A 14,829-nucleotide genomic window follows, 5' to 3' on the forward strand; every position below is an offset into this window, starting at 1 on the left:
GAGCGAGTCTGTCATGACTTTCCAGCACATCCTGTTTTCCATCGAGGACGGCGTCGCCCTCCTCTCGTTGAATCGCCCCGAGCAGCTGAACAGCTTCAATACCGCCATGCACCTGGAAGTGCGCGAGGCGCTCAAGCAAGTACGCCAGAGCAGCGAAGCCCGGGTGTTGTTGCTGACTGCCGAAGGCCGGGGTTTCTGCGCCGGCCAGGACCTGTCCGACCGCAACGTCGCCCCGGGCGCCGAGATGCCGGACCTGGGCGAATCGATCGACAAGTTCTACAACCCGCTGGTGCGCACCCTGCGCGACCTGCCGCTGCCGGTGGTCTGTGCAGTGAACGGCGTGGCAGCCGGCGCCGGTGCCAACATCCCGCTGGCCTGCGACCTGGTGCTGGCGGCCCGCTCGGCCAGCTTCATCCAGGCCTTCTGCAAGATCGGCCTGGTACCCGACTCCGGCGGCACCTGGCTGCTGCCGCGCCTGGTCGGCATGGCACGGGCCAAGGCTCTGGCCATGCTGGGCGAGCGCCTGGGCGCCGAACAGGCTCAGCAATGGGGGCTGATCCACCGCGTGGTGGACGATGCCGCGCTGCGTGACGAAGCCCTCACCCTCGCCCGCCAGCTCGCCACCCAGCCCACTTACGGCCTGGCCCTGATCAAGCGCAGCCTGAACGCCAGCTTCGACAACGGTTTCGATGAGCAGCTGGAGCTGGAGCGCGACCTGCAGCGCCTGGCCGGGCGCAGCGAGGACTATCGCGAAGGCGTGAGTGCCTTCATGAACAAGCGCACGCCGGCATTCAAGGGGCGTTGATCATGAGCGCACTCGCAAGCAATGCCCAGGTGGCGGTGATCGGTGCAGGCGCCATGGGCGCAGGCATCGCCCAGGTTGCGGCCCAGGCCGGCCACCCGGTAAAGCTCTACGACAACCGCCCGGGCGCTGCCGCCCAGACGGTGGCCGGCATAGACCGGCAACTTGCCCGCCTGGTGGAAAAAGGCAAGATGCAGGCTACCGAACGGGAAGCCATAAGCGCCCGGCTGTGCCCGGTAGACGCCCTCGAAGCCCTGGCCGATGCTCATCTGGTGATCGAGGCCATCGTCGAGAACCTGCAGGTCAAGCAGGCGCTGTTCAGCCAGCTGGAAGCCTTGTGCGCCACCGACTGCATCCTCGCCAGCAACACTTCGTCGCTGTCCATCACCAGCCTCGCAGCCGGGCTGAAACGCCCGCACCAGGTGGTTGGCATGCACTTCTTCAACCCGGCGCCGCTGATGGCCCTGGTCGAAGTGGTCTCGGGCCTGGCCACCGCCCCGGCTGTTGCCGCGTGCATTCATGCCACCGCCCAGGCCTGGGGCAAGCAGCCGGTGCACACGCGCTCCACGCCGGGCTTCATCGTCAACCGCGTGGCGCGGCCGTTCTACGCCGAAAGCCTGCGCCTGCTGCAGGAAGGCGCAGCCGATTGCGCCAGCCTCGATGCGCTGCTGCGTGATGCCGGTGGTTTCCGCATGGGCGCATTCGAACTCACCGACCTGATCGGCCACGATGTCAATTACGCCGTTACCTGTTCGGTCTTCGATGCGTTCTATGGCGACTTCCGCTTCCAGCCTTCGCTGGTGCAAAAAGAACTGGTGGACGCGGGCCGCCTCGGGCGCAAGACCGGCCAAGGCTTCTATAGCTATGCCGAAGGCGCCGAACGCCCGCAGCCAGCCGAACTGCATAGCCCCGCCAGCGTCGATGCTTGCGTCGTCGAAGGCGACCTGGGGGTGATGCAGCCTCTGGCCGAACGCCTGCGCCAAAGCGGCGTCGCCGTGACCCAACGCGCCGGCAGCGGCCTGATCCAGGTGGGCGATGCCACCCTGGCGTTGTCCGATGGCCGCCTGGCCAGCCAGCGCGCCCGGGAAGACGGCCTGCGCAATCTGGTGCTGCTCGACCTGGCCCTGGACTACGGCACCGCCACCCGCCTCGCCATCAGTTGGTCGGCCGACACCAGCGACAACGCTCGCGACCAGGCGGTGGCCTTGCTGCGGCGTGCCGGCCTGAAGGTAACGGCGGTCGCCGACCTGCCCGGCCTGGTGGTGCTGCGTACCGTGGCGATGCTCGCCAACGAGGCCGCCGATGCCGTGCTGCAAGGTGTCGGCAGCGCCGCCGACATCGACCTGGCCATGCGCGCCGGCGTCAACTACCCCTGCGGCCCGCTGGCCTGGGCCGCGAACCTCGGCATCCCCCACACCCTGCGCGTGCTCGACAACCTGCAGCGCAGCTACGGCGAGAGCCGCTACCGCCCTTCCCTGCTGTTACGCCGCTGCGAAGCCAAAGGAGGCACCCTGCATGACTGAAGTCGAACTGGCACAAGCCTGTGCCGAGGCCATGTACGCACGCGACCAGGCCACCCAGGGCCTGGGCATCCGCCTGCTGGAAGCCGGCCCGGGCCAGGCGTGCCTGCGCATGCCGGTACGCGCCGACATGATTCAGGGGCATGGCACCTGCCATGGCGGCTTCCTGTTCGCCCTGGCCGACTCGGCATTTGCCTTCGCCTGCAACAGTCACGACCAGGCCACCGTCGCCCTGGGCTGCAGCATCGACTATCTGGCCCCGGCGCTGCGCGATGACGTGCTTACCGCTCGCGCCAGCGAGGTCAGCCGCAAGGGCCGCACCGGCCTGTACCACGTCCGCATCGAGAACCAGCGCGGTGAGCTGGTGGCGATGTTCCATGGCAAATCCTACAAAGTGCGCGGCACCGTGCTGGCGCAGGAGACGCAAGATGACTGAACACACTCAAGCCGATGCCTTGATCATCGACGCCGTGCGCACCCCCATCGGCCGTTATGCCGGCGCCTTGAGCGGCGTGCGCGCCGATGACCTGGCCGCTATCCCGCTCAAGGCCCTGATCCAGCGCCACCCCGAACTGGACTGGAAAGCCATCGACGACGTCATCCTCGGCTGCGCCAACCAGGCTGGCGAGGACAACCGCAACGTCGCGCACATGGCCAGCTTGCTGGCCGGGTTGCCGATCGAAGTGCCGGGCACCACCATCAACCGCCTGTGTGGCTCCGGCCTGGATGCCATCGGCAATGCAGCCCGCGCCCTGCGCTGCGGCGAAGCCGGGCTGATGCTGGCCGGCGGCGTGGAGTCGATGTCACGCGCGCCGTTCGTCATGGGCAAGTCGGAGCAGGCGTTCGGCCGTGCGGCCGAACTGTTCGACACCACCATCGGCTGGCGTTTCGTCAACCCGCTGATGAAGGCGGCCTTCGGCACCGACTCGATGCCGGAAACGGCCGAGAACGTTGCGCAGCAGTTTGGTATTTCCCGCGCCGACCAGGACGCCTTTGCCCTGCGTAGCCAGCACAAGGCCGCTGCCGCCCAGGCACGCGGGCGCCTGGCACGGGAAATCGTGCCGGTCGAGATCCCGCAGCGCAAAGGGCCGGCCAAAGTGGTCGAGCACGACGAACATCCCCGCGGCGACACCACCCTGGAGCAACTGGCCAGGCTGGGTACCCCGTTCCGCGACGGCGGCAGCGTCACCGCCGGCAATGCCTCCGGGGTCAACGATGGTGCCTGCGCCCTGCTGCTCGCCAGCAGCGCCGCCGCCCGCCGTCATGGCCTGAAGGCTCGCGGCCGCATCGTCGGCATGGCGGTGGCCGGGGTCGAACCACGGCTGATGGGCATCGGCCCGGTACCAGCTACCCGCAAGGTGCTGGAGCTTGTCGGGCTGTCGCTGGCCGACATGGACGTCATCGAACTCAACGAGGCTTTTGCCGCCCAGGGCCTTGCGGTACTGCGCGAGCTCGGCCTGGCCGACGACGACGCGCGGGTCAACCGCAACGGCGGTGCCATCGCCCTTGGCCACCCATTGGGCATGAGCGGTGCACGCCTGGTCACCACCGCGTTGCACGAGCTGGAAGAAACCGCCGGACGCTACGCCCTGTGCACCATGTGCATCGGCGTTGGCCAAGGCATCGCGATGGTCATCGAACGCCTCTGAGCAGCTCAGACCATCGGCTTGTTACCGAACCGAACGCAGCCGTATATGCTGCTTCCATGACACTCACCACGCGGCCTGCAACCGGTACCGCGCGGCGTACAAGAACAATTCGAGTGAAGCCATGAACATGTACCATGATGCCGATCGTGCCCTGCTGGACCCGATGGAAACCGCCAGTGTCGACGCCCTGCGCCAGCACCAGCTGGAGCGCCTGCGCTGGAGCCTGAAGCACGCCTACGACAACGTACCGCTGTACCGCCAGCGCTTTGCCGAGTGCGGTGCCCACCCCGACGACCTCAAGTGCCTGGAAGACCTGGCGAAGTTCCCCTTCACTGGCAAGAACGACCTGCGCGACAACTACCCCTACGGCATGTTCGCCGTGCCCCAGCAAGAGGTGGTGCGCCTGCACGCTTCCAGTGGCACCACCGGCAAGCCGACGGTGGTGGGCTACACCCAGAATGACATCGATACCTGGGCCAATGTGGTCGCCCGCTCGATCCGCGCCGCGGGTGGGCGCAAGGGGGACAAGGTGCATGTCTCCTACGGCTACGGCCTGTTCACCGGCGGGCTTGGCGCGCATTACGGTGCCGAGCGCCTGGGCTGCACGGTGATCCCCATGTCCGGTGGCCAGACCGAGAAGCAGGTGCAGCTGATTCGCGACTTCCAGCCCGACATCATCATGGTCACCCCCTCCTACATGCTCAACCTGGCCGACGAGATCGAGCGCCAGGGCATCGACCCGCAAGACCTCAAGCTGCGCCTGGGCATATTCGGCGCCGAGCCGTGGACTGACGAGCTGCGCCGCTCTATCGAGCAACGGCTGGGCATCGATGCCCTCGACATTTATGGCCTGTCGGAAATCATGGGGCCTGGTGTGGCGATGGAGTGCCTCGAAACCAAGGATGGCCCGACCATCTGGGAGGACCATTTCTACCCCGAGATCATCGACCCGGTCACCGGTGCGGTGCTGCCGGACGGCCAACTGGGCGAACTGGTGTTCACCTCACTGAGCAAGGAAGCGTTGCCCATGGTGCGCTACCGCACCCGCGACCTCACTCGCCTGCTGCCCGGTACCGCCAGGCCAATGCGGCGGATCGGCAAGATCACCGGCCGCAGCGATGACATGCTGATCATTCGCGGGGTCAACGTGTTCCCGACCCAGATCGAGGAGCAGGTGCTAAAAATAAAACAGCTTTCCGAGCTTTATGAGATTCATCTGTATCGCAATGGCAACCTGGATAGCGTCGAGGTGCATGTGGAACTGCGTGCGGAGTGTCAGCACCTCGATGAAGGCCAGCGCAAGCTGTTGACCGGGGAGCTGACCAAGCAGATCAAGACCTATATCGGCATCAGCACCCAGGTGCGCCTGCAGCCCTGCGGCACGCTCAAGCGTTCCGAGGGCAAGGCCTGCCACGTGTACGACAAACGGTTGGCCAGCTGATTCATTCGGCTGCCTTTTCGGCCCCGGCATCGTCCGGGGCTTTTTTTTGGCTGGCCTCTTCGCGGGTAAACCCGCTCCCACAGGAATTGCATGATGCCTGGGGGCTGCACATGACCTGTGGGAGCGGGTTTACCCGCGAAAGGGCCGCCAATGTGATACACAAATCTCATGCGATACACATAAAACTATTTGACGTTATGTTTTGTATCGCTTACAAATGACTCATGCCTTAGCAGGAGTCGGAACACATGTACGCACAGCTAGTGGAAACCGGAGTCAAGCGCGTCAAGTCGCTGGAAGAGATGTCGCCCGAGGAGCGCAACTTCCAGGAAAAGATCGACGCGGAAATCAAGATCGAAGCCAAGAACTGGATGCCCGAGGCCTACCGCCAGACCCTGATCCGGCAGATCTCCCAGCACGCCCACTCGGAAATCGTCGGCATGCTGCCCGAAGGCAACTGGGTCACCCGTGCCCCCAGCCTCAAGCGCAAGCTGCAGCTGATGGCCAAGATCCAGGACGAAGCCGGCCACGGCCTGTACCTGTACAGCGCCATGGAAACCCTGGGCGCCGACCGTGATGAGGAAATCGCCAAGCTGCACAGCGGCAAGGCAAAGTACTCGAGCATCTTCAACTACCCCACCCTCAGCTGGGCCGACATGGGCGCAGTGGGCTGGCTGGTGGACGGCGCCGCCATCGTCAACCAGGTGGTGCTGCAGCGCACCTCCTACGGCCCGTATTCACGCGCGATGATCCGCATCTGCAAGGAAGAGAGCTTCCACCAGCGCCAGGGCTACGAAATCCTCCTGACCATGATGCGCCACGGCACCCAGGCCCAGCGGGACATGGTCCAGGATGCGATCAACCGCCTGTGGTGGCCGGCACTGATGATGTTCGGCCCCAGCGACGAGCATTCCCCCAACAGCGCCCAGTCCATGGCCTGGAAGATCAAGCGCCAGACCAACGATGAACTGCGCCAGCGCTTCATCGACCAGACCGTGCCGCAACTCGAGCTACTCGGCTGCACCGCCCCCGACCCCGAACTGAAGTGGAACGCCGAGCGCGGTCACTACGACTTCGGCGACATCCAGTGGGACGAGTTCTACGAAGTGATCAAGGGCAATGGCCCGTGCAACCAGGAACGTGTCGCCACCCGGCGCAAGGCCATCGAGGACGGCGCCTGGGTACGCGAGGCCGCCGTGGCCTACGCGCGCAAGCAACAGAACAAGAACGCCGCCTGAGCGGCGATTGATGCGGAGATCGAAAATGTCTGTCTGGACCCTCTACGAAGTGTTCGTGCGCAGCAAGCACGGCCTTAACCACAAGCATGTCGGCAGCGTGCACGCCGCCGATGCCGCCATGGCCATCGAAAACGCCCGCGAGCTGTACACCCGCCGCAGCGAAGGCGTCAGCCTGTGGGTGGTGCCCTCGGCACTGATCACCGCCTCTTCCCCGGACGAGAAAGACCCGCTGTTCGCCCCTGCGGACGACAAGGTCTACCGCCATGCCAGCTTCTACGAACTGCCCGACGAAGTCGGACACATGTGAGGTTGGCCATGCACAACGAAACCCTTGTCCCTTACCTGCTGCTGCTCGGCGACAGTGCCCTGGTGCAGGGCCAGCGCCTCTGCGAATGGTGTGGCCGCGCCCCGGCCATCGAAGAAGAGCTGGCCCTGATGAACGTCGGCCTCGACCTGGTAGGCCAGGCGCGCAACTGGCTGGAGTACGCCGCCGAGCTGCTCGATGATGGCCGTGACGCCGACGCCCTGGCCTTCCGCCGTGACGAGCGCGCCTATCGCAACCTGTTGCTGGTCGAGCAGCCCAACGGCGATTTCGCCGTGACCATGACCAAGCAGTTCTTCTATGACGCCTGGCATTTCGCCGTGCTTCAGGGGCTGGTCGGCTCGAACGACGAGCGTATCGCCGGTATCGCCGCCAAGGCCCTGAAGGAAGTCACCTACCACCTGCGCCGCTCCAGCGAGTGGGTGCAACGCCTGGGCGGTGGCACCGAAGAAAGCCGCCAACGCATGCTCGCGGCCATCCCGGCACTGTGGGGCTTCACCGTCGAACTGGCCGCCGGTAGCGACCATGAAGTGCACCTGGCGCAAGCGGGTATCGCCGCCGACCCCGCTGCCGTCGGCGCGGCCTGGCTCAAGCAGGTTGGCGAGACCTTCGCTTCGGTCGAATTGCCGTTGCCCAAGGCCGCCAGCCACTTCTACCTGGACGGCCGCAAAGGCCTGCACACCGAGCACCTGGGCCTGCTGCTGGCCGAGATGCAGTTCCTGCCAAGGGCGTACCCCGATGCAACCTGGTGAGCTGATTGCCGGCGACCGTGGCGCCCGCGCGCCACGCGGCGATGACCTGGCCCGGGCCTGGGCGGTACTGGCCCAGGTCATGGACCCGGAAGTGCCCGTGGTCAGCGTGGTCGACCTGGGCATCGTGCGCGACCTCGACTGGCGCGCCGGGCACCTGCACCTGGTCGTCACACCGACCTACTCCGGCTGCCCTGCCACCGAGGTGATCGAAGGGGATATCCGCCAGGCGCTGGAGCAGGCCGGCTTCCCCGCGCCGCTGCTCGAGCGCCGGCTGACCCCGGCCTGGAGCACCGACTGGATCAGCGAACTGGGCCGCGAGCGCCTGCGCGCCTACGGCATCGCCCCGCCACAGGGCAGCACCAGCAAACGCAGCCTGCTCGGCGAGGCGCCGCAGGTTTGCTGCCCGCAGTGCGGCAGCGCCCATACCGAATTGCTCAGCCAGTTCGGCTCCACGGCTTGCAAGGCGCTTTACCGCTGCCGCGAGTGCCTGGAGCCGTTCGACTATTTCAAATGCATTTGAGCCGTGGAGAACGCCATGAGCCAGTTTCACAGCCTGACCATCAAGCAAGTGCGCAACGAGACCCGCGATGCGGTGTCGATTGCCTTCGACGTGCCCGAGCACCTGCAGGCGCAGTTCCGTTTCACCCAGGGCCAGTATCTGGTCATGCGCACCCACCTGGATAACGAAGAAGTCCGCCGTTCCTATTCCATCTGCAGCGCCGTGCAGGATGGCGAACTGCGTGTGGCGGTAAAACGCGTGCCAGGCGGGCGCTTCTCGTCATTTGCCAACGACGTGCTCAAGGCAGGCCAGCAACTGGAAGTGATGCCGCCGTCGGGCAGCTTCTTCGTGCCACTGGAACCGGCCCGCCAGGGCAACTACCTGGGCGTGGCTGCCGGCAGCGGCATCACGCCGATCCTGTCGATCATCGCCACTACCTTGGCCAGCGAGCCGCACAGCCGCTTCACCCTGCTGTACGGCAACCGCTCCAGCTCTGGCGCACTGTTCCGCGACAAGCTGGAAGACCTGAAGAACCGTTACCTCGACCGCCTGAACCTGATTTTCGTGTTCAGCCGCGAGCAGCAGGATGTCGACCTGTACAACGGCCGCATCGATGCCGACAAGTGCGGCCAGTTGTTCTCGCGCTGGATGGACGTTGCCAACCTGGACACTGCATTCATCTGCGGCCCACAGGCGATGACCGAGACGGTGCGCGACAGCCTGCAGGCCAATGGCCTGGCCAAGGACCGTATCCATTTCGAGCTGTTCGCCGCAGCCGGCAGCGAAGCCCGCCGGGAGGCCCGCGAGGCGGCGCGCCAGGTGGATTCGGCGCTCAGTCACATCACCGTGATCAGCGACGGCCGCGCGCTTACCTTCGACCTGCCACGCAATACCCAGAACGTGCTGGACGCCGGCAATGCAATCGGCGCCGAACTGCCGTACTCCTGCAAGGCCGGCGTGTGCTCGACCTGCAAGTGCCGGGTAATCGAGGGCGAAGTGGAGATGGACAGCAACCATGCCCTGGAGGATTACGAAGTGGCGGCCGGGTATGTGCTGTCGTGCCAGACCTACCCGGTGAGCGACAAGGTGGTGCTCGATTTCGACCAGCTCTGAGACCGCGTCGCCTGCTTCGCGGGTGAACCCGCTCCCACAGGGACTGCACAAGACCTGAGAGCAGCGCCCTACCTGTGGGAGCGGGTTCACCCGCGAAGAGGCCCTAAGCAACACCGCAACACCCGCGTGACCTCAACAAAACAATTACAACACCCAGAGATCGCAACCCATGACACCCGAACGCATAGAAAGCATCGCCAACCACCCCGACTTCCAGCACCTGGTGCAGCGCAAACGCCGCCTCAACGGCAGCCTGACCCTGGCCATGCTGGTGATTTACTACGGCTTCGTCCTGCTGGTGGCGTTTTCCCCCAGCACCCTCGGCCAGTCCCTCAGCGGTGGCGTGACCACCGTTGGCATGCTGGTGGGGGTGCTGATGGTACTGCTGTCCTTCGCCTTGACCGGCATCTACGTGCACCGCGCCAACAACGTGCTCGACCCGCTCAACGACAAGGTCAAGCAGGAGTGCGCACAATGAACTGGACTGCCATCTCGATGTTCATGGTGTTCGTCTGCTTCACCCTGCTGGTCACCCGCTGGGCTGCCATGCGCACCCGCTCGGCCAGCGATTTCTACACCGCCGGCGGGGGCCTGACCGGCATGCAGAACGGCTTGGCGATCGCCGGCGACATGATCAGCGCCGCCTCGTTCCTGGGCATTTCGGCAATGATGTTCATGAACGGCTATGACGGCCTGCTGTATGCCCTGGGCGTACTGGCCGGCTGGCCGATCATCCTGTTCCTGATCGCCGAGCGCCTGCGCAACCTGGGCAAGTACACCTTCGCCGACGTGGTCAGCTACCGCCTGGCGCAAACCCCGGTGCGCCTGACCTCGGCCTTCGGCACCCTGGTGGTGGCGCTGATGTACCTGGTGGCACAGATGGTCGGTGCCGGCAAGCTGATCGAACTGCTGTTCGGCATCAGCTACCTGTACGCGGTGATGCTGGTCGGTGTGCTGATGGTCGCCTACGTCACCTTCGGCGGCATGCTCGCCACCACCTGGGTGCAGATCATCAAGGCGGTGATGCTGCTGTCGGGTACCAGCTTCATGGCCTTCATGGTGCTCAAGCATTTCGGCTTCAGCACCGAAGCGATGTTCGCCAGCGCCGTGGCCGTGCATGCCAAGGGCCAGGCGATCATGGCCCCGGGCGGCCTGCTGTCCAACCCGGTGGATGCCATTTCCCTGGGCCTGGGCATGATGTTCGGTACTGCCGGCCTGCCGCATATCCTGATGCGCTTCTTCACCGTCAGCGATGCCAAGGAAGCGCGCAAGAGCGTGTTCTATGCCACCGGGTTCATCGGTTACTTCTACCTGCTGCTGATCGTCATCGGCTTTGGTGCAATCGTCATGGTCGGCACCGAACCGTCCTACCGTGATGCCACCGGCGCCATTATCGGCGGCGGCAACATGGTCGCCGTGCACCTTGCCCAGGCCGTAGGTGGCAATCTGTTCCTCGGCTTCATCTCCGCCGTGGCCTTCGCCACCATCCTGGCAGTGGTCGCGGGCCTGGCGCTGTCCGGTGCATCGGCGGTTTCCCACGACCTGTATGCCTGCGTGGTGCGCCAGGGCAAGGCTAGCGAGCAGGAGGAAATGCGCGTGTCGCGTATCGCCACGCTGCTGATCGGCCTGCTGGCGGTCATCCTCGGCCTGATGTTCGAGTCGCAGAACATCGCCTTCCTCTCGGGGCTGGTGCTGGCCGTGGCCGCCTCGGTCAACTTCCCGGTGCTGCTGCTTTCGATGTTCTGGAAAGGCCTGACCACCCGCGGCGCAGTGTGCGGCAGCATGGCCGGCCTGGTTTCGGCGGTGCTGCTGGTGGTACTGGGCCCGGCGGTGTGGGTCAACGTGCTGCATCACGAAACGGCGCTGTTCCCCTACAGCAACCCGGCACTGTTCTCCATGAGCCTGGCCTTCCTCGGCGCCTGGGTGTTCTCGGTTACTGACAGCTCCGAACGCGCCAACCAGGAACGTGGCCGCTACCTGGCCCAGTTCATCCGTTCCATGACCGGAATCGGCGCCGCCGGCGCCAGCAAGCACTGACTCTCAGGGAAGAACAACCATGTCGGGTAAAACAACAACAATGAACCGCACGCACTTCATTTCGGCCGCCTGGCTGGCGACCCTCGCCCTGCCGATGCCGGCGATGGCAGACTTCATCGGCGACAGCCACGCCCGGTTGGAGCTGCGCAACCATTACCTCAACCGCGACTTCCGCCAAAGCAATGCACCGCAGGCCAAGGCCGAGGAATGGGGCCAAGGCTTTACCGCCAAGCTGGAGTCGGGCTTCACCGAAGGCCCGGTCGGCTTTGGTGTCGACGCCATGGGCCAACTGGGCATCAAGCTCGACTCCAGCCGCGACCGGCGCAATACCGGCCTGCTGCCTTTCGGCCCGAACAGCCATGAACCGGTCGACGACTACAGCGAACTGGGCCTGACCGGCAAGGTGCGGGTGGCCAAGAGCACCCTGCGCCTGGGGACCTTGCAACCGATCCTGCCGGTGGTGGTGTACAACGACACCCGCCTGCTGGCCTCCACCTTCCAGGGTGGCCTGCTCACCAGCCAGGACCTGGCCGGCCTGACCTTCAACGCCGGCCGCCTGACCAAGGCCAACCTGCGTGATTCCTCGGGCCGCGACGACATCGGCTACGGCGCCGCCAGCAGCGACCACCTGGACTTCGGCGGCGGCAGCTACGCCATCACCCCGCAAACCAGCGTCAGCTACTACTACGCCAAGCTCGAAGACATCTACCGCCAGCAGTTCATCGGCCTGATCGATACCCGCCCGCTGGGCGAAGGCCTGAGCCTGCGCACCGACCTGCGCTACTTCGACAGCCGCAACGACGGCGCCGAGCGTGCCGGCAACATCGACAACCGCAACTTCAACGCCATGTTCACCCTTGGCGTACGGGCCCACAAGTTCACCGCCGCCTGGCAGCAGATGTCCGGCGACAGTGCCTTCCCGTTCGTGAACGGCGGCGACCCGTTCACCGTCAACCTGGTCACCTACAACACCTTCACCCGCGCCGGGCTGGACTCGTGGCAGGTGCGCTACGACTACGACTTCGTCGCCATGGGTATCCCCGGCCTGAGCTTCATGACCCGCTACACCGATGGCCGCCACGCCGAAACCGCCACTGTCAGCAACGGCCGTGAGCGTGAGCGCGACACCGACATCACCTATGTCATTCAGAGCGGCCCGTTCAAGGACGTCAGCCTGCGCTGGCGCAACGTCACCTTCCGTTCCGGCAATGGCCTGACCAACGCCGTGGACGAAAACCGCCTGATCATCGGCTACACCGTGGCGCTGTGGTAACAGCGCCCCCCTCTACATTGGAGAACAGCATGTCTGCCGCCCCTACCCTGCAAAGCTTCATCGCCGGCCGCTGGCTTGGCCAGCACGGCGCCCAGGCCCTGCGTAGCGCCCTGGATGGCCACGTCCTGGCCTACAGCCACGAAGAGCGCCCGGACTTCGCCGAAGCCGTGGACTTTGCCCGCACCCGTGGCCTGGCCACGCTGATGGCCATGGACTTCCAGCAACGCGCTGCCCGCCTGAAGGCACTGGCCCTGTATCTGGCCGAGCGCAAGGAGCAGCTCTACGCCCTGTCCCACCACAGCGGCGCCACCCGTGCCGACAGCTGGATCGACATCGAAGGCGGCAACGCCACGCTGTTCTCCTATGCGGGCATCGGCAGCCGTGAGCTGCCGTCGGGCAATCTGGTGCACGAAGGCCCGGCCATCCCGCTGGGCAAGCAAGGCCATTTCGCCGGCAGCCACATCCTGGTGCCGCGCGCCGGCGTGGCGGTGCACATCAACGCCTTCAACTTCCCCATCTGGGGCATGCTGGAGAAGTTCGCGCCGACCTTCCTGGCCGGCATGCCGTGCATCGTCAAGCCTGCGACCTCGACCAGCTACCTGACCGAGGCCGTTGTGCGGCTGATGAATGCATCCGGGCTGTTGCCCGAAGGCAGCCTGCAACTGGTGATCGGTAGTACCGGCGACCTGCTCGACCGCCTGCAAGGCCAGGACGTGGTGACCTTCACCGGTTCCGCCGACACCGCCGCCAAGTTGCGCGTCACGCCGAACCTGGTGCGCAACTCGGTGCCGTTCACCGCCGAAGCCGATTCGCTCAACTGCGCCATCCTCGGCCCGGACGTGACCCCGGACAGCGAAGAGTTCGACCTGTATATCAAAGAGGTGGTCCGCGAAATGACCACCAAGGCCGGGCAGAAGTGCACCGCCATCCGCCGCGCCATCGTACCGGCCAAACACATCGACGCGGTTGCCACGCGCCTGCGCGAGCGGCTGGCCAAGGTGGTTGTCGGTGACCCGTCGCTGGAAGGCGTGCGCATGGGCGCCCTGGCCTCCCACGACCAGCAGCACGATGTGGCCGAGCGAGTGCGCAGCCTGATGCAGAGCTGCGACCAGCTGTTCGGTGCCAGCGATGGCTTTGCGCCGCGTGGCGAGGGCGTGGCCGAGGGCGCGTTCTTTGCTCCGACCTTGCTGCAGGCCCGTGACCCGCATGCCGAAGGCGGTGCCCACGATATCGAAGCGTTCGGCCCGGTCAGCACGCTGATGGCCTATGACGACCTCGATGAAGCCCTGGCGCTGGCCGCGCGGGGCAAAGGCAGCCTGGTGGCGACCCTGGTCACCGCCGACCGCAGCGTGGCAGCCAAGGCCATTCCAGTGGCTGCCGCCTGGCACGGCCGCCTGCTGGTACTCGACAGCGAAGCGGCCAAGGAATCCACCGGGCATGGCTCGCCATTGCCGCAACTCAAGCACGGCGGCCCGGGCCGCGCTGGTGGTGGTGAAGAGCTGGGTGGCCTGCGTGCCGTCAAGCATTACCTGCAGCGTGCCGCTGTACAGGGTTCGCCGAGCATGCTGACGGCGGTAACCGGCGAATACGTGCGCGGTGGCGAAGTGATCGAAACCGAAGTACACCCGTTCCGCCGCTATTTCGAGCAGTTGCGCATCGGCGAGTCGCTGCTCACCCACCGGCGCACCGTGACCGAAGCCGACCTGGTCAACTTCGGTTGCCTGTCGGGTGACCATTTCTACATGCACTTCGACGAGATCGCCGCCAAGGAATCGCAGTTCGGCAAGCGCATCGCCCACGGCTATTTCGTGTTGTCGGCAGCGGCCGGGCTGTTCGTCTCCCCGGGTGCAGGCCCGGTACTGGCCAACTACGGCCTGGATACCCTGCGCTTCATCAACCCGGTGGGCATCGGCGACACCATCCAGGCGCGCCTGACCTGCAAGCGCAAGATCGACCAGGGCAAGACCAGCCCGTTGGGCCAGCCCCAGGGCGTGGTGGCGTGGGATGTGGAGGTGACCAACCAGCTGGGCGAGCTGGTCGCCAGCTACGACATTCTCACCCTCGTGCTGAAACAGCCCTGACAGTACCGTTGGTCAGGGGTGGTGGACATCCAACCGACCGCCCCTGGCTGTTGCCGCTCTCATTCAATGAGGGGTGGTCAATGGCTTCGCCTCTCACTCCTG

At 65.4% G+C, this 14,829-nt stretch carries 13 protein-coding genes and 1 pseudogene; all 14 read left to right on the plus strand.

Going from position 1 to position 14,829, the window contains the following annotated elements:
• The first annotated feature begins 13 nt into the window (after nucleotides 1–13).
• The 14 genes and pseudogenes from paaG (at nucleotide 14) to paaZ (ending at nucleotide 14,727) form a co-directional block, all read left to right on the plus strand.
• On the plus strand, nucleotides 14–805 hold the full coding sequence (gene paaG / locus NY023_RS14065; protein WP_013972608.1) for a 2-(1,2-epoxy-1,2-dihydrophenyl)acetyl-CoA isomerase PaaG: 792 nt from the start codon (nucleotides 14–16) through the stop codon (nucleotides 803–805).
• A 2-nt stretch (nucleotides 806–807) separates the two neighbouring features.
• Nucleotides 808–2,325 carry a 3-hydroxyacyl-CoA dehydrogenase PaaH gene (paaH, locus tag NY023_RS14070; RefSeq protein ID WP_044047042.1) on the plus strand — a complete coding sequence of 506 codons (1,518 nt, stop codon included), beginning with the start codon at nucleotides 808–810 and terminating at the stop codon, nucleotides 2,323–2,325.
• Nucleotides 2,318–2,758, plus strand: a complete 441-nt coding sequence (gene paaI / locus NY023_RS14075; RefSeq protein ID WP_013972610.1) for a hydroxyphenylacetyl-CoA thioesterase PaaI — start codon at nucleotides 2,318–2,320, stop codon at nucleotides 2,756–2,758. Before paaH ends, paaI begins: the two co-directional genes overlap by 8 nt.
• Nucleotides 2,751–3,971, plus strand: coding sequence for a 3-oxoadipyl-CoA thiolase (gene pcaF, locus NY023_RS14080; protein WP_013972611.1), 1,221 nt, complete (start codon nucleotides 2,751–2,753; stop codon nucleotides 3,969–3,971). Before paaI ends, pcaF begins: the two co-directional genes overlap by 8 nt.
• A 121-nt stretch (nucleotides 3,972–4,092) precedes the next feature.
• Entirely contained in the window at nucleotides 4,093–5,412 is a 1,320-nt protein-coding gene (gene paaK / locus NY023_RS14085; RefSeq protein WP_013972612.1) for a phenylacetate--CoA ligase PaaK, read from the plus strand.
• 248 nt (nucleotides 5,413–5,660) lie between these two features.
• Nucleotides 5,661–6,650 (plus strand): 1,2-phenylacetyl-CoA epoxidase subunit PaaA, encoded by a 990-nt coding sequence (gene paaA / locus NY023_RS14090; protein ID WP_044047043.1) that lies wholly within the window; start codon nucleotides 5,661–5,663, stop codon nucleotides 6,648–6,650.
• A gap of 25 nt (nucleotides 6,651–6,675) precedes the next feature.
• The gene (gene paaB / locus NY023_RS14095) at nucleotides 6,676–6,957 is read left to right on the plus strand and encodes a 1,2-phenylacetyl-CoA epoxidase subunit PaaB (RefSeq protein ID WP_013972614.1); all 282 of its coding nucleotides are present in this window, start codon (nucleotides 6,676–6,678) and stop codon (nucleotides 6,955–6,957) included.
• An 8-nt stretch (nucleotides 6,958–6,965) separates the two neighbouring features.
• Nucleotides 6,966–7,724: a 1,2-phenylacetyl-CoA epoxidase subunit PaaC gene (gene paaC / locus NY023_RS14100; RefSeq protein ID WP_044047044.1), complete on the plus strand. Its 759-nt coding sequence runs from the start codon at nucleotides 6,966–6,968 to the stop codon at nucleotides 7,722–7,724.
• Nucleotides 7,711–8,244, plus strand: coding sequence for a 1,2-phenylacetyl-CoA epoxidase subunit PaaD (gene paaD, locus NY023_RS14105; protein WP_013972616.1), 534 nt, complete (start codon nucleotides 7,711–7,713; stop codon nucleotides 8,242–8,244). Before paaC ends, paaD begins: the two co-directional genes overlap by 14 nt.
• A 15-nt stretch (nucleotides 8,245–8,259) precedes the next feature.
• Nucleotides 8,260–9,336, plus strand: coding sequence for a 1,2-phenylacetyl-CoA epoxidase subunit PaaE (gene paaE, locus NY023_RS14110; RefSeq protein WP_044047045.1), 1,077 nt, complete (start codon nucleotides 8,260–8,262; stop codon nucleotides 9,334–9,336).
• 169 nt (nucleotides 9,337–9,505) lie between these two features.
• On the plus strand, nucleotides 9,506–9,814 hold the full coding sequence (locus NY023_RS14115; RefSeq protein WP_004376242.1) for a DUF485 domain-containing protein: 309 nt from the start codon (nucleotides 9,506–9,508) through the stop codon (nucleotides 9,812–9,814).
• A pseudogene (locus NY023_RS14120) lies at nucleotides 9,805–11,373 on the plus strand (cation acetate symporter); the annotation flags it as partial. The gene NY023_RS14115 and the pseudogene NY023_RS14120, both read left to right, overlap by 10 nt.
• Nucleotides 11,374–11,413: 40 nt before the next feature.
• Nucleotides 11,414–12,646: an OprD family porin gene (locus tag NY023_RS14125; RefSeq protein WP_044047046.1), complete on the plus strand. Its 1,233-nt coding sequence runs from the start codon at nucleotides 11,414–11,416 to the stop codon at nucleotides 12,644–12,646.
• 29 nt (nucleotides 12,647–12,675) lie between these two features.
• A complete protein-coding gene (gene paaZ / locus NY023_RS14130) occupies nucleotides 12,676–14,727 on the plus strand; it encodes a phenylacetic acid degradation bifunctional protein PaaZ (RefSeq protein WP_044047047.1) in 2,052 nt (683 codons plus the stop codon).
• The last annotated feature ends 102 nt before the right edge of the window (nucleotides 14,728–14,829 follow it).

Origin of the sequence: Pseudomonas sp. NBB (assembly GCF_032701105.1) — a bacterium.
GTDB classification, from domain to species: Bacteria; Pseudomonadota; Gammaproteobacteria; order Pseudomonadales; family Pseudomonadaceae; genus Aquipseudomonas; species Aquipseudomonas asiatica.